We start from the raw sequence: 19,977 nt of genomic DNA on the forward strand, positions 1-19,977 counted from the left end.
GGAGCACAACGCGGGTGAGGCTCCAGTGATGCCTCCCCATCACACCCCGGGGGGCGCTACGTTCAGAGTATCGGGAAACCCTGACGCGCGTGTCAGGTCCGGGCGTACGAAGGGTGGGCGTCGGTGTCGTCGGGGATCACGGTCGGGATCGACATCGGCACCACCTCCGTCAAGGCGCTCGCGGTCGACGGCGATGGCACGATCGTCGCCCGCGCCCGGGTCCCCCACGACATCCACGCGCCGTCGGTCGACGTCTTCGAGCACGACGCGAAGCAGGCGTGGGTGGACGGACCGCGCAGAGCGCTCGACGAGCTCGCGGTGGCCGACTTCGACGGGCTCGCGATCGCGACCATGGTGCCGAGCTTCACCGCGGTGGACGAGTCCGGTACGCCGTACACCCCGGGCCTGCTCTACGGCGACCACCGCGGCCGAGCGGGACGCAACGAGGCGGACCTGCTCAACTCGCGAGAGTTCCGCTCGATGCTGGAGTGGACCGCCAAGCAGGCGCCCGGCGCCCACGGGTACTGGACCGCACCGGCGGTCGCGGCCGCAGCGCTCGGCGGAGTGGCCGCGGTCGACTACGGCACCGCCTTCGCCCTCGCGCCGCTGTGGGACGGGGTGTGGCAGGCCGACCCGCTGGCCGAGCTCGGGATCACCCCGGAACAGCTCCCGGTCGTGGTCGCCGACGACACGGTCACGGGCACGATCAGGGGCGCCGCGAGCGGGGCCGGGATGGCTGACGCGTGGGCCGAGGCGACCGTCGCCGGGATCAACTCCCCCGGCGACGTCATGGTGATCTGCGGTACGACGCTGATCGTGTGGTGCGTGCTCGGCGCGCCCGCGATGGTTCCCGGCATGTGGTCGATCCCTCACCCGCTCGGCGAGCTGAGCATCCTCGGCGGCGCGAGCAACGCGGGCGGCATGTTCGTCAACTGGGTACGCCGGGCCGTCGGGGCGCCTACCGCCGCGGTCGACCCGGCCAACGTCCCGCTGTTCGTGCCCTATCTCAAGGGCGAGCGCACGCCGGTGCACGACATCTCGCTGCGCGCGTCGATCCACGGGCTCGACATCAGCCACGACGGCGGCGCGATCATGCGCGCGGCGTACGAGGCGTCGGCGTTCGTCGCCCGGCGACTCATCGAACTCAGCGCAGTGCCGAAGACCCGGATCGTCGCGAGCGGCGGCGGCACCCACGACGAGCTGTGGATGCAGGCGCTCGCCGACTGCACCGGTCTTGCGGTCGACCTCGTCGCCGTCCCCGAAGGGGCCGCGCTCGGGGCGGCCTGGCATGCGCGGGTGCTGGCCGGTCTCGACGCGAAGTCGGACGTGGTGCGGTGGTCGGGACACGGCTGCCGCTTCGAGCCGGCCCCGGCGTGGTCCGGGCCGTGCGAGGAGCGCTACCAACGATGGCTCGCGCTGGCCGCGGTGGGGCACTGAGTCTGCTGCAGGCGATGCTGGACAACCTCGCGCGACTGCGGGAGCAGGGCCTCGACCTCATCGAGGACTAGAGCGGATGTGCCATCCGCCAGGTCGGGGGGCCAGGGCCAGGTCAGGTCAGGTCAGGCGTCGCGGGGCAGGCCGAGCAGTCGCTCGGCGATGACGTTGCGCTGCACCTCGCTGGTGCCGCCCGCGATCGTCAGGCAGCGCGTCGCGAGGAAGCCGGCTCCCCACATGTGCGCGTCGCCGGTCAACGTCGCGCCTTCACCGGCCAGCAGCTGCATCCCGAACTCCTGCACCCGCTGCTCGTGCTCGGCGGCGAAGAGCTTGCGCAGGCTCGACTCGGAGCCCTTCTCACCGCCCGCGAGGACCCGCATCGTCGAGCGCACGCCGAGCAACGCCAGGGACTGCGCCTCGGCGATCAGCTGGCCGGTGTGGTCGAGGGTGACCTGGTCGGCCTCCCGGTGCTCCAGCAGCCGCAGGATGGCCTCGACCCCGACCCCGAAGGCCGATCCGCTCGCCATCGAGACGCGCTCGTTCGCCAGCGTCGTACGCGCCAGCCGCCAACCGCCGTCGACCTCGCCGACCAGGCAGTCGGCCGGGACGAACACCTTGTCGAGGAAGACCTCGTTGAACATCGCCTGCCCGGTCAGCTCGCGCAGCGGCCGGATGTCGATCCCCGGGGTCGACATGTCCAGCAGGAAGTAGGAGATCCCGTGATGGCGGTCGCCGTCCTTGCCCGCCGACGTGCGCGCCAGCAGGATGCCATGCGTCGCCTGCTTCGCCAAGGATGTCCAGACCTTCTGGCCCGTGATCAGCCAGCCGCCCTCGGTCGGCTCGGCCTTCGTCGACAGCGAGGCGAGGTCTGACCCCGCGCCCGGCTCGCTGAACAGCTGGCACCAGGTGATCCGGCCGTGGAAGGTTTCCGGCACGTACTTGGCCACCTGCTCGGCACTGCCGTGCTCGATGATCGTGGGGAGCGCCCACGCCGCGATCGACAGGTGCGCGCGGCGGACCTTCGCCTTCTTGAACTCCTCGTCGATGACGACCTGCTGGACCGCCGATGCGTCCTTGCCCCACGGCGCCGGCCAGTGCGGCGCGAGGTAGCCGGCGTTGGCGATCTCGACCTTGCGGGCCTCGTCGTCCAGACCGTCGAGACTCGCGAGGAACGCGCGCACCTCGCTGCGGTAGTCCTCCGCTTCGGGCGGCAGCTCCACGTCGAGCCGGCGGCGTACGCCGTCGAGGGCGAGCTTCGCCGCCGCAGTCCGCCAGGCGGTGGTGGGGCCGATCAGCTGGCGCACGCCGACCGCACGCTTGAGATAGAGGTGCGCGTCGTGCTCCCAGGTGAAGCCGATGCCGCCGAGCATCTGCACGCAGTCCTTGGCGGCGTGCACCGCACCGTCGAAGGCGATCGCCGCCGCGGCACAAGCCGCAAGGCGCCCTTCGCCGTCGTGCGCCTCGCTGCGCGCGGCGTCCCACACCGCGGCGCGCATCAGCTCGACCAGGACCAGGAGATCGGCCGCGCGGTGCTTGATCGCCTGGAACGCCCCGATCGGGCGACCGAACTGCACCCGCTCCTTCGCGTACGCCGAAGCGGTGTCGAGACACCACCCGGCGACGCCGCACGCCTCGGCGGCGTAGAGGGTCGCGCCGATCGCGTAGGCGTCATGGCTGTCCAGCGACAGCTGGCGCTCGGCCGGGACGACGACGCCAGTGACGTCGATCTCGGCGAGGCGACGCGTCGCGTCGAAGCTGTCGATCGGCGTGACCGACAGCCCGGCGGTGTCGAGGACGCACCAGACGACCCGGTCGCCGACCTTGGCCCGCAGTACGACGAGCCTGGCCAGCGCACCGCCGACCACCGGACGACTCACCCCGGACAACGTCAGCCCGTCGGGACCTTCGGTGGCGGCGACCGCCGGGGCGCCGAGCGCGACCGTCGCGGGCGTCGAGCCGTCGGCCAGGGCGGGCAGCAGCTCCTTGGCGAGCGCCCCGCCCGACCGGGCGATCACCGCCGCCGCATGAACGGTGGGCAGGTAACCGCCGGGCCCCATCGCCCGGCCCAGCTCCTCGACGACGACCGCTTGTTCGAGCAGCCCGAACCCGGCCCCGCCGTACTCCTCGGGCAGGTGCAGGCCGAACCAGCCGAGCTCGGCGGCGGGACCCCAGTACGCCGGCAGCTCCGTCTCCGCCGCCGCCTCCAGCGCAGCGCGCGGGGCAGCCGGCGGACAGTGGCGCACGAGCACGTCACGCGCCGACTCGCGCAGTGCCTCGTGGTCCTCGGTGATCCCGATCGGCATGACGCTCTCTCCCACTCCCTGACACCGACGTCAGGTCCCTGATCCGAGGTTACTGACGTGATCAGTCGCTCGCTACGGTGTACCGAGCATCCACGACGAGGGGAACAACGTGAGCGACGAGGTCCTGACCGAACGGCGCGACAACGTGCTGATCATCACGCTGAACCGGCCTGAGGCGCGCAACGCCGTGAACGAGGGCCTGGCAAAGGGCGTCGCTGCCGCGATCGACGAGCTCGACGGAGACGACAGCCTGTTCGTCGGGATCATCACCGGCGCTGGCGGCACGTTCTGCTCCGGGATGGACCTCAAGGGGTTCCTCAGAGGTGAGAATCCGACGGTCGACGGCCGCGGCTTCGCCGGCCTGACCGGCGCGCCCCCCAAGACCCCGCTGATCGCCGCCGTCGAGGGCTGGGCGCTGGCCGGCGGCTGCGAGATCGTGCTCGCCTGCGACTTGATCGTCGCCAGCCGCGAGGCGAAGTTCGGCATTCCCGAGGTCAAGCGCGGCCTGGTCGCCGGCGCGGGCGGCCTGCTGCGGCTGCCCAAGCGGATCCCGTACCACCTGGCGATGGAATTCGCGATCACCGGCGAGCCGGTCGACGCCGAGACCGCGAAGAGCTACGGCCTGGTGAACCGGCTGACCGAGCCGGGCAAGGCACTCGACGGCGCGCTCGAGCTCGCCTCGCTCGTGTCGGCCAACGGGCCGCTCGCCGTCGCCGCCACGAAGGAGATCGTGCGCCGGGCCTCGTCGGACTGGACCGAGACCGAGGCCTGGCAGAAGCAGGGCGAGATCCTGCCGGCGGTCTTCGCCTCCGAGGACGCCCGCGAAGGCGCGACGGCGTTCGCCGAGAAGCGGCCGCCGAACTGGAAAGGCCGCTAGCGCCACCGTTCACCCGTTCAGGCCTGTTGCGATTCCGGCTGAACCTGGGCAACATTGCGCCGAAGCAAACGTTGCTCGAGCCAGCAAACAATGGGTCGTGAGGGAGCGGGCATGCGAATCCGGGTCGCAGCAGTATCGGTTGCCGCCGCGGCGTTGACGGTGGGTACGGCGGCGGCGATGCCGCTGGCGAACGCGGGCCCGTCCGCGCCCCCACCGCCCACCGCCACCAACGGTCGGACCGTGGAGCTCGTCGCGTCCGGACTCAAGACGCCGACCTCGTTCGCGTTCGGTCACGGCGCCGTCTTCGTCGGCGACGGCGGCAACTCCGAGGGATCCGCGCCGCCGAACGGCGGGCTGTACGTGCTCAAGGGCGGCGGCGCGGTGAAGGTGCCCTCGCCGCTGAAGTTCGTCGGCGGCCTGGCCTGGCACGACGGTGCGCTCTACGGCAGCGGCGGCGTGCTGACCGCGACCGGCCCGTCGTGGCGGCTGTTCAAGTGGACCGGCTGGAACGGCACCACCTTCGCGCACCGCGCCAGGATCTACACGGCCCCCAAGAAGCTCGACGGCCTGAACGGGATCGGGTTCGGCGCGAACGGCCGGCTCTTCGTCGGCGTGGACGTCGGGCTCACCGACGGCAACGACCACGGCCCCGCGTCGACGTCGACCGACCTCTACGACATCTTGTCGATGAAGCCGAACGGCACCGATGTCACCGTGTTCGCGCGCGGCATCCGCCAGCCCTGGCAGTTCGCCTTCCCGGCCGGCTCGAGCTCGCCGTACGTCACCGACCTCGGCCAGGACAAGGGAGCGAAGAACCCGCCGGACTTCATCCTGCGGGTGCACGCCGGCGACAACTACGGCTTCCCGAAGTGCAACCAGACAGTTGCGAAGGCCTGCGCTGGCTACACCAAGCCGTGGCGGACCTTCAGCCCCCACCTCGACCTGATGGGCATCGGACTGTCCGGCGGGCGGCTCTACGTGACGTCGTTCACCGGCAAGGACGGCAAGGCCGGTGAGGTGTTCTCGCTGGCGCGTCGCGGTGGCGTGCTGCAGCCGGTCATGACGGGTTTCGTCGCCCCGACCGTCGGGCTCGGCGTCAACAAGGGCTACGTGTACGTCGGCGAGCTGACCGGGCAGGTGTTCCGGCTGCGGGTGTCATAATCGCCGGACTGGCTGCACGTCCGCACCTCTGAAGGACCGCCGATGCAAAAGCTCGCCGTGTGCGCAACCTTGGCTGTCGCGATCGGCGGGGCGGGCCTGACGGCTGCGTCCGCGGCAAACGGCGCAACCGCCGGCTCGTGCGGCCCGGCACACCGCTACATCGACGCCCGCAGCGCGACGGTCGAACCGGACGACGTGACCGTCGTGCGCGGGCGATCGGCGACGTTGCGGTGCGGCGGTGACGACGACTCGTCCTACGTCCCCGGCGCGAAGCTGACCTTGACGCTGACGAGCGCCGCCACCGTGACGGTGTGGAAGATGCCGGAAAATCCCGCCGCCGGTACGCGCACCGTGCCCGCCACGAAGCTGCCCACGTGGCTGCACAAGAACCGGGCCGAGCCGATCTACAAGATCACCGGGAGCAACGGACACGTGACGAAGCTCGTCGAGGAGTGGCACCCCTAGGGCGCAGCGACCTTCTGCTTGCGCTCGATCATCGTCCAGCCGGTCCAGCCGCGCTCCTCGAGCAGCTCCAGCAGCCGCCGCGCGCCCGGGAACCAATCGAGGAACGCCGCGTCGAGCAGGGCGACGAGGTCGTCGCTGAGCGCGACGTCTGTCGTACTGCCCGGGTCCGCAGCGTCCGCGGCGGCGTAGAGGAAGGCCTCCATCCGGTCCGCGAGCTCGGTCAGCCGCGGGTCGTCTGCCCCGCAGTCGAAGTACTCGCCGAGATCGATGAAGAGCTCCCGCATCTTCGGGTCCTCGATCTGTTGGCGTTTGAGTGCCATCAGCTGCGGGATCTGCTCGGGCACCTGCGCGGCGATCAGGATCCAGCTGTCCCGCTCGACGGTGATCACCCGCTCGTTCACCCCGAACTCACGGCACCGGTCGAGATAGCCCACCACCTCCGGCGGCAGGGCGAGGCTGTCGCCGGCCGCGAGCTGGGCGACGCGCTCGCGGTGGCGCTGCCGCTCGCGGATCTCCTCCCGCAGCCGAGCGTCGATCTCGGCGACCGCCGCCGCGAACTCCTCCGGGCCTGCGTCGAGCAGCTCACTGACCCGCGACAGCGGCACGCCGGCGTCGGCCAGGGTCCGGATCCGGATCAGCTCCACGACCGCCTGCGCGTCGTAGCGCCGGTAGCCGGAGTGGTCGCGCGGCGGCTCCGGCAGCAAGCCCTTCGCGTGGTAGTGGCGCACCGTGCGGACTGTCACGCCGGCGTACGACGCGAGCTGGCTGATCGTGAGCACGCTGCGCGGCCTCCTTCAGGCGACCCTGCGACGGTACGTCGCGCTCGCCAGGACGTAGGCCACCGCGAGTGTGCCCACACACCAGGCGATGGCGATCCACACCTCGCCACCGACCGGTCGCTGGGCGAGCAGCCGGCGGATCGTGTCGACGATCGCGGTGACCGGCTGATGCTCCGCGAACCACCGCACCGGCGCCGGCATCGTCCCGGTCGGAACGAACGCCGAGCTGACGAACGGCAGGAACATCAACGGGTAGGAGAAGCCGCTGGCACCCTCGACGGACGTGGCGGTCAGGCCAGGCAGCACCGCGAGCCAGGTCAGGGCCAGCGTCGCGAGCAGCAGGATGCCCGCAACGGCGAGCCAGGCCGCCACTCCCGCCCCCGAGCGGAAGCCCATGGCCACAGCCACCGCCACGACGAGAACCATCGCGACGAGGTTGGCAGCCAGCGACGTCAGGACATGGGCCCACAGGATCGCCGGTCGCGAGATCGGCATCGACTGCAGCCGCTCCACCATGCCGCTGCGCATGTCGGTGAACAGGCGCAAGGCGGTGTAGGCGACACCCGATGCGATGGTGATGAGCAGGATGCCCGGAAGCAGGTAGTCGACGTAGCTGCCGGTGCCGGTGCCGGTGCCGGTGCCGGTGCGAATCGCGCCACCGAACACGTACCCGAACATCAGCATCATCGCGATCGGCATGACGGAGGTCGTCACGACGGTGTCCACGCTTCGCGTGACGTGGCGCAACGAGCGACCCAGCAGAACCGTCGTGTCACGAACGAAGTCGGTCATCGGTCGCTGCCCACCAGTCGGTCGCCCACCACCGCGAAGAAGACCTCCTCCAAGGTGGGCTGCTTCTCGACGTACTCGACCTTCGCCGGTGGCAACAGCGCCTTGAGCTCGGCCAGGGTGCCGTCGACCACGATCCGGCCTTCCCGCAGGATCGCGATCCGATCCGCCAGCTGCTCGGCCTCCTCGAGGTACTGGGTGGTGAGCAGGACGGTGACGCCGCCGTCGGCGAGCGCTTTCACGGTGCGCCACACCTCGACCCGCGCCTGCGGGTCGAGGCCGGTCGTCGGCTCGTCGAGGAAGATCACCGCCGGGCGCGCGACGAGGCTCATCGCGATGTCGAGGCGCCGCCGCATCCCACCGGAGTACGTCGCGACCCTGCGATCGGCAGCATCGCCGAGGGAGAACCGGTCGAGCAGGTCCTCGGCCGTCCCGACCGGGTCGGCGAGCCTGCGCAGCCTCGCGACCAGGACCAGGTTCTCGCGCCCGGTGAGGATGTCGTCCACCGCCGCGAACTGCCCGGTCAGGCTGATGGCGCGCCGTACGCTCGCCGGCTCGCTCGCCACGTCGTAGCCGTCGACCCGGGCCGAGCCGGAGTCCGCGCCGATCAACGTCGCGAGGATCTTGACGAGGGTGGTCTTGCCGGCGCCGTTGGGACCGAGCAACGCAAAGATGCTGCCCCGCGGCACGCTCAGGCTGACCCCACGCAGGACTGCATGATCGGCGTAGGACTTGGTCAGGGAGACGGCCTCGATGGCCGGTGCTGTCGTCATGCCTGACAGCGTGGAACCCTGACGCTGCGTCAAGGTCAAGCGGCGTTTTCGATTGCGGCTAGACCCACATTCCGTTCTCGGCACTCAGGCCCAGATCGGGCCACTCGCCGACCGCCATCGTCTCGACATTGGCGAAGCCTTCGCCGCCGCCCACGGGGTCCTCGACCCGGCAGAGCACGTCACGCAGCTGGTGGACCTGCCGCGCCACCTGCGGGGTGTCGAGCCCGCTGAGGTGCTCCCCGTCGACGACCAGCGGTCCCGCCCACTGGCCGAGCATCCGGCCGTTCCACCCGAAGTAGCCGGCCGTGCCGAGTGCGAACCCGGTGTCGCTGACCGGCGTGACGGTGAGCGGTCGCGGACGGCCCGACGCATCCAGCAGCGTGATCGTGCCGCCGGTCAGCCGGCGGGTGTCGTCGCGGAAGGTGAGCTGCTGGGTCGCCGCGGCGTACCTCGTCACCGTGCCGTCGGCGAGTACCTCCTCGCCCTGCGAGCGCACCTCGAGCAGGCCGGGGCCCTCGCGGTGCTGCAGGAAGGCGAACAGCGAGTACGCCGACCCGTCCGGCCGGTGCAGCAGCATCGGCGCCCAAGTGACCAGCGCCTTGTGCGCCCGCGGCCCGCGCGGCAGCCCCGGCGTCGGCTGGCCGACGTCGGGCCGGATTCCCCAGGAGTGGTCCCGCACCGAGAACGACGTCTCGGGTGAGAGCTCGCTGCGCTGCCCGTCGACCTCGATCCAGCCTTCCGCCACGCCCGTCTGGTGGTAGCGCAAGGCGTCATGGGTGACCCGATAACCGTCGGGCGAGCGCTCCGGCCACGGTTCCTCGAGTGAGGGCGGCACGGCGCCCCGCCAGGTGAGGTCGAAGGCGATTGGGGCGTGGTCGTTGGGTTCGAGCACCGCGCGCACCGCTCGAAGCGGCTCGACCACCTCATAGCGCAGCGGTCCGGCGACCGTGCCGTTCGGGTCGTGGGAGAGCGTCCGGCTGGCGCGTACCGTCCACTGCTCGGTGCCCCGCGAAACGCCGCCCGCGCTGTCGTACACGCCCCGGTTGACGTACTTGCCCAGCCCGAAGCAGGCCTGGATCGAGCCGTCCCGCGCGTGCACGGTCATCCAGACCTTCTCGGTCCAGCCCGGATCCGAAGACGCGACCGAACCGAAGGTCGCGACGATCTGGTGAGTGAGGAACTCGTCCGCTGGGACCAGCGGGCCGAGGTTGCTGCTCACGCGCCTCTCAGTTGATGCCGGAGGTGGTGACGTCGGTCGCCTGTGCGCGCAGCGCACCGACCGTCGCCTGCTCCTTCGGGATGTGCTTGAAGGGGTCGTAGTTGAACGCCCGCATCGCGTTGAGGTGGGAGATCTTGTTGATGTCCTCGTCAGAGACGGTGTCGTCGAAGTGCTTCGCGAGTGCCTCCGGCGCCTGCGGCCACATCGAGTCGGAGTGCGGGTAGTCGCACTCCCACGTGATGTTGTCGATGCCGATCAGGTGCCGGTTCTCCACCCCCGCCTTGTCGTCGATGAAGCAGAAGGTGAAGTTGTCGCGTGCTCGCTGGCTCGGCAGCTGGTCACCGAAGTCCTGGCCGGTCCAGTAGTGGTGACGCTGGTAGACGTAGTCGATCCGCTCGAGGAAGTACGGCAGCCAACCGATGCCGCCCTCGGACAAGGCGAACTGCAGCTTCGGGAAGCGCTTGAGCGCCGGCGACCAGATCAGGTTCGACGCGGTCTGGAACAGGTTCATCGGCGTCAGCGTGATCATCACGTCGATCGGGGCGTCGTCAAGCATCAGCAGCTGCGACGACGAGCCGATGTGCAGCGCGATCGTCATCTCGTTGTCGACGCACGCCTTCCAGAACGGGTCCCAGTGCTCGTCGTGCAGGGACGGCCAGCCGAGCTTGGCCGGGTCCTCGCTGAAGGTGACCGAGTTGCAGCCCTTCGCCTTGACCCGCACGACCTCCTTGGCCATGAGCTCGGGGTCCCAGATCGGCGGGAGCGACAGCGGGATGAAGCGGCCCGGGTAGGAGCCACACCACTCGTCGATGTGCCAGTCGTTGTAGGCCTGGAGCATCACGAGGCCGAGCTCCTTGTCCTGGGCCCGGCTGAACAGCTGGCCGCAGAACTGCGGGAACGACGGGAAGCACATCGAGCCGAGGACGCCGTTGACGTTCATGTCGCGGACCCGCTCGTGGATGTCGTACGTGCCCTTGCGGACCTGGCTGTACGACGTAACGTCCATGTCGTAGTCCTCGGGCGGACGGCCGGCGACGGCGTTGAGCCCGATGTTCGGGATCTCGTTGCCTTCGAAGACCCAGACCTCGTGGCCCTCGGGCTTCTTGACGCTCTTCGGCGCCTGGTCCCGCCACTTCTCGGGGACGTGGTTGTCGAACATGTTCGGCGGCTCGACGACGTGGTCGTCGACACTCACCAGGATCATGTCTTCAACGCGCATGCGACTGCCTCACTCACCCTCGACTGGGACGCTTCTGGTCTCACCTTAGAGCCTCTTGGCCCGCTGGGGAATCCCCTGTACGTTTTCCGAGAACATCATTACCAGAACGGGGTTCGGCTTTGAGTGCTCCGCCATTTGATCTTGCCGAAACCGACCGTTTGCTCTCGACGACGCGCGCGGTCCGCAAACGCCTCGACCTGGAGCGTCCGGTCGAACGTGAGGTGATCCTGGACTGCCTGCGGCTCGCCGTACAGGCACCGACGCAGAGCAACTCGCAGACCTGGCGCTGGATGGTCGTCACCGAGTCGGAGAAGAAGGTCGTGATCGCCGACGCCTACCGCAAGGTGGGCATGCGATACCTCGAGATGGCGGCCGGGTCGGAGAAGGATCCGCAGACGCAACGCGTCTACGAGAGCGCGGTGTCACTCGCGAAGCTGCTCGAGCAGGTCCCCGCGATGGTCATCCCATGCGTCAAGAAGGACTTCGACCCGTCGCACGGCAACGCGGTCGCCGCGAGCGTCTACGGCTCGATCATCCCCGCGACGTGGAGCTTTCAGCTCGCGCTGCGCTCACGCGGCCTCGGCTCGGTGTTCACGACGCTGCACCTGTTCCAGGACGCAGTCGTCGCCGAGGCGCTCGGCATCCCGGACGACATCCTGCAGATCGCGCTGCTGCCTGTGGCGTACACCATCGGGACCGAGTTCAAGCCCGCCGAGCGACCGCCGGTCGAGGACATCACCTACTGGAACCTTTGGGGCGAAACCGGTTTGTGAACCGCTAGGGACAGCCGGCTGTACGCAGCAGTTCACAAATCGCGGAGGGGCACGGATGCAGAGGTTCGAGACGGTCTTCGAGGTGGACGCGGCTCCCGCGAAGGTATGGGGGCTGCTGCACATGCCTCCGCCCGCTGATGCGCCGAGCCCGCGGAAGGTGGAGTACCCGGGCGGCCACATGGAGATCTGGTCGGAGGGTGACTCCAAGGGCGAAGGCCTGGTCCGGACCTGCGTCTTTCGGGTGCCGCGATACCTGCTCTCCGGCGGCAAGGCGCGGTCGTGGGAGGTGGTTTGGAAGGTCGTGCCGCTGGAGCGCGCGCACTACCGCGGCGTCGGCAAGCCGCTGTGGTCGCGCGGCGAAGGCTGGCACGAGCTGGAGTCCCTCGACGGCGGTACGCGGACGCGGCTGACGTTCGTCGAGACCTACCACGTGATGAGCCCGATCCTGCGGCCGTTGCTGGAGAAGCGGGTGCACGAGTTCATCTCGCGCGACAACCACAAGCTCTATCTGAAGCTGCTGTCCTATCTCGGGCCGGCGCAAGAGATCAGCAGCAAACGAGACAAGCTCCCCAATCCCGCCGACTGACTCCGCACCGCCTAGCGAAGCAACCCGCGTCTGGGGCGCCTCAGTCATCCGATTTGCGCCCACCGAGGCGCTGTGCGATGTGCGCGCACGCGACAAGCACCACAAGGCTGATGCTCGTCCACACGACCGAATCTCGGTTCCCCCTAGACGGGTTGGTCCACGCCACAGCGGCGGTCAGTGTTTGGTCGACATCGGACCGGGCTGGCCACATGACAGTGTCGGGGGGTATCGGCCCGATATAGGCGCGCTCGAATCTGTCCACGTCATATGCGGAGGACATCTCTAGCACCCGACGGCCGGCGAGCGGGTACCTACTCACGGCAACCGCCTCACCCGCGGTGGCAAGCCCGAAAGTACGCGTGTCGGGCCGACCGTGAAGAGCGACGACCACCGCCTCCCCGGAGCTAACCGTCTCGGGTCCGACGAGAAGAGCTACTCGAGCATTCGCGGGAATCTCCGGCTCGGCGACCGGTGCTGCCATGACGCGCTTATCGCCGACATAGAGCGCGCTGTCGCGGTAGCCGATCCACGTTGTTGATCCCGACCGGTCACGGAAACCAAGGACTCGGTCTCCGTCGAGAAGTCCTCCAATTGCCAGCAGCATCGGGAAGATGTCGCCGCCTCCATTGAGGCGAAGGTCGACCACCCATCCCTTGGCCCCACGCCGATACAAAGAGCGCACTAGCGCCTCCCCGCGGGAGGCGTAGCGGACTGCGTTCGCCGAGCCCGGCTGAGCCGTCGTGGCGGGGAGCGACAGATAGCCGATCTCGCCCGCCAGCACCCGCCCGTATGGAATCGTCAACGACGATGACGGCCCGGGCCGCTGTGCTGTCTTGGTCACGATGTATCCGTGACGGTCGCCGATATCGGACAGAGCCTGCTCGATCAAAGAGTCAGCGGTGCCGATCGTTGGACTGCGTTCAAACCGACGGCTCAGGCTTCGCCATTCGACCGCCCATCTCACCCGCTCGGCGAATATGTCCCGTTGCTCGATCAGTGTCAGTGCTCTTCGCAAGTAGGCATGCGCTGCAACCGATGCAGTCGACTCGCCACCACGCCCTGCTGCCATGGCCTGTGTGCTGACGACGCCCCAACCGGCCCAACTGGCGGTGACGAGAAGCGAGCCGACCAGGACTCTTCGGCCATAGGCGAGCACACCGCTAAGGATCCCACCCGCGATTGATGAACCGCATACAGTCGAGCAGCCGTGAGAAGCCTTGCTCGTGAGGCGCGGGCCGTCGCCGGCGCTATGTACGGCGGTAATTCAGTCGTCAGTCGCTGTCGAGGAGGTCCGTCGGTGCGCGCATGTGCCACGCATCGGTCACCAGCTCCCGCAAGCGGGTGACGCTGACCTTGCCCAGGTGCAGCAAGACGTACGGCCAGCCGTCCCAACCTGGTGGAGCGGAGAACACCTCGGGCTCACCCAGCACCAGTGCCTGCTTCTCGGCCTCGTCGCCGACATAGAGCACCGCGATGTCGAGCCGGATCACCCGTGCCTTTCCAGGACGGCGCTCGGGATAGGACCAGATGAAGCCCTTGTTGCCGACTCGGAAGTCGACGCCGTCACTGTCGATCTCAACCGCGTGAGGAAGTCGCCGCGCGATCCGTCGAACATCCTCCGCGGTGGCCACGCGGCTGACCGTAGCGTCCGAGCAGGACACCACTTGCTCGGGTTGCGTCGGCCCGAAAGGATGACGGCGTGGCTCACGACCTTGTGATTGTCGGCGGCACCGTCGTCGATGGGACCGGCGCCGACGCGCGGTTTGCCGACATCGTCGTCGACGAAGGGCGGATCACCGCGGTCGTCGAGCCGGGTTCGGTCGTTGACGCAGCCGAACAGATCGATGCCACCGGCCTGTTGGTCACGCCTGGGTTCGTGGACATTCACACCCACTTCGACGGCCAGGCAACGTGGGACGACGAGTTGACCCCGACCTCTTGGCACGGCGTCACGACCATCGTGATGGGCAACTGCGGCGTGGGGTTCGCACCGGTCGAGGACGGCAAGCAGGACTGGCTGATCGGCCTGATGGAGGGCGTCGAGGACATCCCTGGAACCGCGCTGGCCGAAGGCATCGACTGGCAATGGGAGACCTTCCCGGAGTACCTCGACGTGCTGGCGAGACGGCGGTGGACCGTCGACGTCGGTGCGCAGATCGCGCATGGTCCAGTGCGCGCGTACGTCATGGGAGAGCGCGGCGCCCGCAACGAGCCCGCGTCACCGGAAGAGATCGAGCAGATGAAGGCGATCGTCAAGGAAGCGGTCGACGCCGGAGCGCTCGGCTTCACGATGTCGCGCACGATCGGACACATCGCGATCGACGGCGAACCCGTGCCAGGCACGTTCGCCGCGGAGGACGAGATCTTCGGGATCTGCGGCGCCCTCGGAGATCTCGGCAAGGGCATCGTCGAGCTCGCACCTACCGGATCGGCCGGCGAGGACATCGTCAACCCCGCCAAGGAAGTCGACTGGATGCGCCGGCTGTCGGCGGAGATCGGCCGGCCGGTGACCTTCGCACTCCTGCAGGTCGATGCCGCGCCGGACCTCTGGCGCGAGCTGATGGAAACCTCTCGCAAGGCCGTCGAGGAGGGCGCGGACCTGTGGGCTCAGGTCGCGGGCCGACCGACCGGCCTGCTCTCGGGTTTCCGTACGAGGTACTCGTTCTTCGACAACATCCCGGCGTGCGCCGCGGTCAAGCTGAAGCAACTTCCGTGGGATGAGCTCAAGGAAGTGGTGAGCGACTCCGAGTTCCGCGCCCGCATCGTCGGCAGCGAGCTGGACGAACCGACCGCGAGGCAGATCGCGCGAGCAAGCGCGCAGACCTTCGTCCTCGGCGATCCGCCCGACTACGAGCCCGGCCACGAGAAGTCGCTGGCTGCCATCGCGGACGCGACGGGACGCTCCCCGCTGGAGGTCGCGTACGACGCGATGCTGGACAACGACTGCGAAGGTCTGCTGTACGTGCCGATCCTGGGCTACAGCAACGGCAACCTCGACCACGTTCGCGAGATGCTCACGCACCCGCGTTCGGCGGTCGGTCTCGCCGACGGCGGCGCGCACTGCAGCGTGATCTGTGACGCGTCGATGCCGACGTACATGCTCACGCATTGGACCCGGGATCGTGACCGGGGCGAACGGCTGCCACTGGAGTTCGTGATCCGCAAGCAAACCCACGACACCGCGCGGCTCTACGGCATGACCGACCGCGGCACGATCGAGCCCGGCATGCTGGCGGATCTCAACCTGATCGACTACGACCGGTTGCGCGTACTGCCGCCGGTCGTCGTCGATGACCTGCCCGCAGGCGGCACCCGGGTCGTGCAAGGTGCTGAGGGATACGTCGCCACCATCAAGCGCGGTGTCGTGACTTACCGCGACGGCGAGCCGACCGGAGCCCGTCCCGGCGTACTCGTCCGCAGCTAGGCCCGTGCCCCCGGGCCGAACAGATAACGTTGACACTCAGATAGTAGTGTTATTTGATCCAGACATGCGGCCGAGACTGAGCCGGTCCGAACAGGTCGAGCGAAACCGCAGCGCCCTGCTGGACGCAGCGCGCGAGGTGTTCCTCGAGTCCGGTTACGTCGGCGCGACGATCGATGCCATCGCGGAGCGGGCTGGCTTCTCCACGGGGGTCGTGTACTCCCAGTTCGGCGGCAAGCCCGACCTCTTTCTCGCCTTGATCGAGCGACGCATCGAGGAGCGCGCCGCCGAACACGACCGCGTGACCGAAGGGCTCACGGGAGCCGCCGTCATCCATGCCCTGATCGAGGCGAGCGCCGCAGACGCGAACACGCATCCGGGCTGGACCGGGGTGCTCATCGAGTTCCGCGCCCTGGCCGCCCGGGACCCGCTGCTCAACAAGCGCTACGCCGAGTTGCACCAAAGGACCGTCGAGCAGCTTGCGGCCGCCATGGCTCGCGGCAGCCGGTCGAAGAATGCATCGGACATGGTCGTGGATGCCGAGATATTGCTGGCGTTCGGAAGCGGCATCACGCTGGAGCGCGCGGCAAGGCCCGGCGCTGTGCCGCCCGGCAGCGACGTGACGGCGCTGTGCCGCGCAGTCGGGGTCTCCACACCATGACTTGGGAGGACTACCGCGACCGGGTCAGCGCGGACGGCGTCGCCGCGCTCCCGCAACATGTGTTGCGGCTTCGAGCGGACGGTCCCGCGGTCGCGGCGTTGCAAGACGCCGGTCTGCGCCGACTGCTGGAGCGAGCAGAACGGTGCTCGGCTTTTCACCGCGAGCGACTCGCTGGCATCGACCTCGACCAGGTCACGCCGGACGACCTTTCGGCGCTGCCGGTCATGACGAAGGCCCAGATGATGGACGCGCTCGACGACGTCTTCACCGATGCGCGACTGACCCACGAGCGCGTCGAGCGCGCTCTCGCCGAAACTCACGACCTCCCGGTGCCGATCGACAACGAGTTCCTCGCGCTCGCGACGGGCGGAAGCTCTGGACGGCGCGCGATCATCGCCTACGACTGCGCCGGCTTGGTGGGCTACCTGTGCTGCCTCGCTCGACCCATGGCCGCCCGGCTGCAAGAGGTCGTCGGCGACGGGCCGTTGCCGACGCTGACCCTCGCCATGGTCGCCTCGGCGTCTGCCAGGCACGCAACCCAGGCGATGTCCCACTTCGCGGCCGGAGCGTTGCCATTCCGGTTCAGCCACATCCCGGCGACGCTGCCGCTTCCCGAGATCGTCGCGCAGCTCAACGCCTCGCAGCCACCTGCGCTGATGGGCTATGCCTCGATGATCTACCGCCTCGCGGGCGAACAACGGGCTGGCCGGTTGCAGATCGCCCCCCTTTCGGTATCGGCGACGAGCGAGACACTTGCGCCCGCGATGCGCGACGCGATCGCCGAGAGCTTCGGTGTCGCGCCGGTGAACACGTTCGGGTCAACCGAAGGCCTGGTCGGGGCAAGCTTGCCCGGTGGCGATGCGATCGTCTTCAATACCGATCAGTGCATCGTCGAGCTCGTCGACAACGACTACCACCCGGTGCCATACGGCGAACCGTCGACGCGGATTCTGCTGACGAACCTCTACAACCTCGCCCAGCCCTTGATCCGCTACGAGATCACGGATCGGTTCCAGCAGGTGCCCGATCCCAACGGCACTGGCCTGCTCAATGCGATCGTGCACGGCCGCGCGGAGGACATCCTGCAGTTCGGCTCGGTCGGGGTACATCCGCACGCCGTGACGACGGTGTTGGTGGGCGTACCGCAGGTCGTGGACTACCAGGTCCATCAAACGCCTACCGGGCTCCGTCTCGACGTCGTCGCCGACCCGACCTTGGAGGAGGCGGCGCTGGCGACTGCGCTGGTCGCGTCGTTGGTGCGGGCGGGACTCGACGACCCAACAGTCGAGGTCCGACGAGTCGACGAGCTCGAACGCAACGAGAAAACCGGCAAGGTCCGCCGCTTCATCGGCCTGCCTTAGTGCCAATGATCTTGACGAAAAAGGCGCTATGACCGCCTCATAGCGCCTTTTTCGTCAAGATCAGCGCGTTACGTCGTGAGCAGGAAGGCTCCTCCGGGTACGCCGCCGCCGATGCCGCAGACCGCGACCTGGACGTCGTCGACCTGACGTTCGCCGGCGTGGCCGCGCAACTGCGTGACCGCCTCGTGCACGAAGCCGAAGCCATGCGTCCGACCGGCCGAGAGCTGGCCGCCGTGCGGGTTGATCGGCAGCTCTCCGTCGAGCGCGATCCGCTTGCCGCCCGCGACGAAGTCCTTTGCTTCTCCCAGACCGCAGAAGCCAAGGCCTTCCAGCCAGGCGACGGTGTTGAAGCTGAACCCATCGTAGAGCAGCGCGACGTCGACGTCCTCGCGGCTGACCGAGGCGCGGCTCCAGAGGTGACCGGCCGGTCCCCAGGCGTTGGGCAAGTGGGTCATCGTGCCCTGGTCCCAGGACTGCCGCTCGGTGATCTGGGTGCCCGCAGCGTCGACGAAGACCGGCGCCTGCCGGAGGTCCTTAGCGGTCTCCCGTGCCGACACGATGACGGCGACCGATCCGTCGCACGGCACATCGCAGTCGTAGAGCCCGAGCGGCGTCGAGATCATCCGCGCGGACAGGTAGTCGTCCATCGTCATCGGGTCGCGGTAGATGGCGAGCGGGTTGAGCCCGGCATTGCGCCGGTTGTTCATGGCGATCCAGCCGAGCATCTCGCGGTCGGCGCCGAACTTCGCGAAGTACTGCGAGGCCTGCATCGCGATCCAGTTGCCGGCGCTCGCCGCGCCGTACGGGATGCGCCACTGGAAGTCACCGCCCACCGCACCACCGCGCGGCAGCGGGAGGCCGCCAGTGCGCAACAGCTCGGTGTGCGTCGCCTCCCAGACCGTCCGGAAGCAGAGCACGTGGCGGCACAGGCCGTTGGCGACGGCGAGCATCGCGTTGACGATCGCGCCGGTCTGCGCCGACTGCTCCAGCCCGCCGTTGTGCCACGTCGGATGGATGCCGAGGGCTTCCTCGAGGACGGGTACGCCGCCCTCGCTGATCCCGCCGCCACCCGGCATCCCGCCGGGCCACGTCGCGAGACCGTCGATGTCGTCGAGCGTCAGCCCGGCGTCGGCCACGGCTGCCTTCGCGGCCTCGACCGTGAGCGAGATCGGTGGCCGCATCAGCCGGCGACCGACCTGCGACATGCCGATGCCGGTGATCGCGACCTTGTGCTCGTAGCGGTCGGTCGACACCGGCGGCCGCGTCACGACGACCGGCGGTGGCACCAGATCGGCGACCGGCGCATCCGGTTCGTCGAGCGGTTCGAACAGCGGGAACCAGATGCCCTCCTGCTCCAGGAAGCGCACCTTGACCCGCTGGCCGACCCGGATCTCGTCCTCGCCGACGCCGACCAGATTGGTGGTCAGCCGGACGTGCGGTGCCTCGTCGATGATCACGACCGCGATCACGTACGGCGGGTTGAAGCTCGGCATGAACATCTGGTGGTTCATGGTCACGCCGACGACCGTCGCCTTGCCACTGACGGGCGTCCAGGTCAGCTTCGACTCATGGCAGCGCGGGCACACGGTCTGCGACGGGTGCAGATAGCCACCGTCGTTGTCGCACTTCGGCAGCCGCAGCTCGCCGACCTCACCGCCGGTCCAGAAGGGTGAGTTCCAGGGACCGAGCTCCGGCTTCGGCCGATGCGCCTCGAGAACCGTCTCCGTCATTCGGTTGCCGGCACCGCGTATGTCTTCGTTTCCAGGTACTGCTCGAAGCCCTCTTCACCGTTCTGCCGGCCGATGCCGCTGTTCTTGTAGCCGCCGAACGGTGAGTCCGCGCCGTACCAGATGCCGCCGTTGACGGTGACCGTGCCGGTGCGGATCCGCTTCGCGACGTTGAGCGCGCGGCCCTGGTCGGCCGAGGTGACCATTCCGGACAGGCCGTACTGGCTGTCGTTCGCGATCCGTACGGCGTCGTCGTCGTCCTCGAACGGGATGACGACCAGCACCGGACCGAAGATCTCCTGCTGCGCGATCGTCATCGAGTTGTCGACGTCGGCGAACACGGTCGGCTCGACGAACCAACCCTTGGGCAGGTGCGCCGGCTTGCCGCCGCCGATGACGAGGCGGGCGCCTTCCTTGACGCCGGTCTCG

At 68.8% G+C, this 19,977-nt stretch carries 19 protein-coding genes; 9 read left to right on the forward strand and 10 right to left on the reverse strand.

The features are described from left to right. The first annotated feature begins 123 nt into the window (after positions 1–123). Positions 124–1,437, forward strand: a complete 1,314-nt coding sequence (locus tag VG899_01495) for an FGGY-family carbohydrate kinase (protein HWA65029.1) — start codon at positions 124–126, stop codon at positions 1,435–1,437. A 122-nt stretch (positions 1,438–1,559) separates the two neighbouring features. On the opposite strand, the gene VG899_01500 is transcribed toward VG899_01495, so the two are convergent. Beyond that, positions 1,560–3,737, reverse strand: a complete 2,178-nt coding sequence (locus VG899_01500; GenBank protein ID HWA65030.1) for an acyl-CoA dehydrogenase — start codon at positions 3,735–3,737, stop codon at positions 1,560–1,562. 109 nt (positions 3,738–3,846) lie between these two features. Here VG899_01500 and VG899_01505 point away from each other — a divergent pair, with 109 nt between their 5' ends. From VG899_01505 to VG899_01515, 3 genes are all read left to right on the forward strand, one after another. After that, entirely contained in the window at positions 3,847–4,614 is a 768-nt protein-coding gene (locus VG899_01505; GenBank protein HWA65031.1) for a crotonase/enoyl-CoA hydratase family protein, read from the forward strand. A gap of 111 nt (positions 4,615–4,725) precedes the next feature. After that, complete coding sequence (locus tag VG899_01510; protein HWA65032.1) at positions 4,726–5,775, forward strand: hypothetical protein; 1,050 nt, start codon at positions 4,726–4,728, stop codon at positions 5,773–5,775. A gap of 42 nt (positions 5,776–5,817) precedes the next feature. Then, positions 5,818–6,240, forward strand: a complete 423-nt coding sequence (locus VG899_01515; GenBank protein HWA65033.1) for a hypothetical protein — start codon at positions 5,818–5,820, stop codon at positions 6,238–6,240. Here the strand turns inward: VG899_01515 and VG899_01520 are convergent. The 5 genes from VG899_01520 to VG899_01540 are packed head-to-tail and all read right to left on the reverse strand — an operon-like array spanning position 6,237 to position 11,019. Beyond that, positions 6,237–7,019, reverse strand: coding sequence for a MerR family transcriptional regulator (locus VG899_01520; protein ID HWA65034.1), 783 nt, complete (start codon positions 7,017–7,019; stop codon positions 6,237–6,239). The genes VG899_01515 and VG899_01520 overlap by 4 nt on opposite strands. Positions 7,020–7,034: 15 nt before the next feature. After that, positions 7,035–7,811, reverse strand: a complete 777-nt coding sequence (locus VG899_01525; protein HWA65035.1) for an ABC transporter permease — start codon at positions 7,809–7,811, stop codon at positions 7,035–7,037. Then, positions 7,808–8,581 carry an ATP-binding cassette domain-containing protein gene (locus VG899_01530; GenBank protein ID HWA65036.1) on the reverse strand — a complete coding sequence of 258 codons (774 nt, stop codon included), beginning with the start codon at positions 8,579–8,581 and terminating at the stop codon, positions 7,808–7,810. Before VG899_01530 ends, VG899_01525 begins: the two co-directional genes overlap by 4 nt. 58 nt (positions 8,582–8,639) lie before the next feature. After that, positions 8,640–9,800 carry a hypothetical protein gene (locus tag VG899_01535; protein HWA65037.1) on the reverse strand — a complete coding sequence of 387 codons (1,161 nt, stop codon included), beginning with the start codon at positions 9,798–9,800 and terminating at the stop codon, positions 8,640–8,642. A gap of 7 nt (positions 9,801–9,807) precedes the next feature. After that, complete coding sequence (locus VG899_01540; protein HWA65038.1) at positions 9,808–11,019, reverse strand: amidohydrolase family protein; 1,212 nt, start codon at positions 11,017–11,019, stop codon at positions 9,808–9,810. A 158-nt stretch (positions 11,020–11,177) separates the two neighbouring features. On the opposite strand from VG899_01540, the gene VG899_01545 reads away from it, so the two are divergent. Both VG899_01545 and VG899_01550 read left to right on the forward strand, forming a co-directional pair. Beyond that, positions 11,178–11,792 (forward strand): nitroreductase family protein, encoded by a 615-nt coding sequence (locus tag VG899_01545; protein ID HWA65039.1) that lies wholly within the window; start codon positions 11,178–11,180, stop codon positions 11,790–11,792. A gap of 55 nt (positions 11,793–11,847) precedes the next feature. Beyond that, positions 11,848–12,378, forward strand: a complete 531-nt coding sequence (locus tag VG899_01550; protein HWA65040.1) for an SRPBCC family protein — start codon at positions 11,848–11,850, stop codon at positions 12,376–12,378. A gap of 40 nt (positions 12,379–12,418) precedes the next feature. Here the strand turns inward: VG899_01550 and VG899_01555 are convergent, their stop codons facing one another. Both VG899_01555 and VG899_01560 read right to left on the reverse strand, forming a co-directional pair. Beyond that, positions 12,419–13,534, reverse strand: coding sequence for a S41 family peptidase (locus tag VG899_01555; GenBank protein HWA65041.1), 1,116 nt, complete (start codon positions 13,532–13,534; stop codon positions 12,419–12,421). Positions 13,535–13,649: 115 nt separating this feature from the next. Continuing rightward, the gene (locus tag VG899_01560; protein ID HWA65042.1) at positions 13,650–14,009 is read right to left on the reverse strand and encodes an MmcQ/YjbR family DNA-binding protein; all 360 of its coding nucleotides are present in this window, start codon (positions 14,007–14,009) and stop codon (positions 13,650–13,652) included. A 68-nt stretch (positions 14,010–14,077) separates the two neighbouring features. Between VG899_01560 and VG899_01565 the strand changes: the two genes are divergently transcribed. From VG899_01565 to VG899_01575, 3 genes are all read left to right on the forward strand, one after another. Beyond that, positions 14,078–15,802 (forward strand): amidohydrolase family protein, encoded by a 1,725-nt coding sequence (locus VG899_01565; protein HWA65043.1) that lies wholly within the window; start codon positions 14,078–14,080, stop codon positions 15,800–15,802. A gap of 64 nt (positions 15,803–15,866) precedes the next feature. Continuing rightward, entirely contained in the window at positions 15,867–16,460 is a 594-nt protein-coding gene (locus VG899_01570) for a TetR/AcrR family transcriptional regulator (GenBank protein ID HWA65044.1), read from the forward strand. Continuing rightward, positions 16,457–17,821 carry a hypothetical protein gene (locus VG899_01575; GenBank protein ID HWA65045.1) on the forward strand — a complete coding sequence of 455 codons (1,365 nt, stop codon included), beginning with the start codon at positions 16,457–16,459 and terminating at the stop codon, positions 17,819–17,821. Before VG899_01570 ends, VG899_01575 begins: the two co-directional genes overlap by 4 nt. 68 nt (positions 17,822–17,889) lie before the next feature. Here the strand turns inward: VG899_01575 and VG899_01580 are convergent, their stop codons facing one another. Then, entirely contained in the window at positions 17,890–19,551 is a 1,662-nt protein-coding gene (locus VG899_01580) for an OB-fold domain-containing protein (protein HWA65046.1), read from the reverse strand. Next, on the reverse strand, positions 19,548–19,977 hold a 430-nt coding region (locus VG899_01585), incomplete at its 5' end, for an aldehyde dehydrogenase family protein (protein ID HWA65047.1). The genes VG899_01580 and VG899_01585, both read right to left, overlap by 4 nt.

This window comes from Mycobacteriales bacterium, from assembly GCA_035550055.1.
Classification (GTDB): domain Bacteria; phylum Actinomycetota; class Actinomycetes; order JAFAQI01; family JAFAQI01; genus DASZTV01.

Excerpts from the sequence above, each read along its gene's own strand:
- VG899_01500 (HWA65030.1), bottom strand. The coding sequence starts at position 3,737 with ATGCCGATCGGGATCACCGAGGACCACGAGGCACTGCGCGAGTCGGCG.
- VG899_01510 (HWA65032.1), top strand. The coding sequence starts at position 4,726 with ATGCGAATCCGGGTCGCAGCAGTATCGGTTGCCGCCGCGGCGTTGACG.
- VG899_01515 (HWA65033.1), top strand. The coding sequence starts at position 5,818 with ATGCAAAAGCTCGCCGTGTGCGCAACCTTGGCTGTCGCGATCGGCGGG.
- VG899_01525 (HWA65035.1), bottom strand. The coding sequence starts at position 7,811 with ATGACCGACTTCGTTCGTGACACGACGGTTCTGCTGGGTCGCTCGTTG.
- VG899_01530 (HWA65036.1), bottom strand. The coding sequence starts at position 8,581 with ATGACGACAGCACCGGCCATCGAGGCCGTCTCCCTGACCAAGTCCTAC.
- VG899_01540 (HWA65038.1), bottom strand. The coding sequence starts at position 11,019 with ATGCGCGTTGAAGACATGATCCTGGTGAGTGTCGACGACCACGTCGTC.
- VG899_01550 (HWA65040.1), top strand. The coding sequence starts at position 11,848 with ATGCAGAGGTTCGAGACGGTCTTCGAGGTGGACGCGGCTCCCGCGAAG.
- VG899_01570 (HWA65044.1), top strand. The coding sequence starts at position 15,867 with ATGCGGCCGAGACTGAGCCGGTCCGAACAGGTCGAGCGAAACCGCAGC.
- VG899_01575 (HWA65045.1), top strand. The coding sequence starts at position 16,457 with ATGACTTGGGAGGACTACCGCGACCGGGTCAGCGCGGACGGCGTCGCC.
- VG899_01580 (HWA65046.1), bottom strand. The coding sequence starts at position 19,551 with ATGACGGAGACGGTTCTCGAGGCGCATCGGCCGAAGCCGGAGCTCGGT.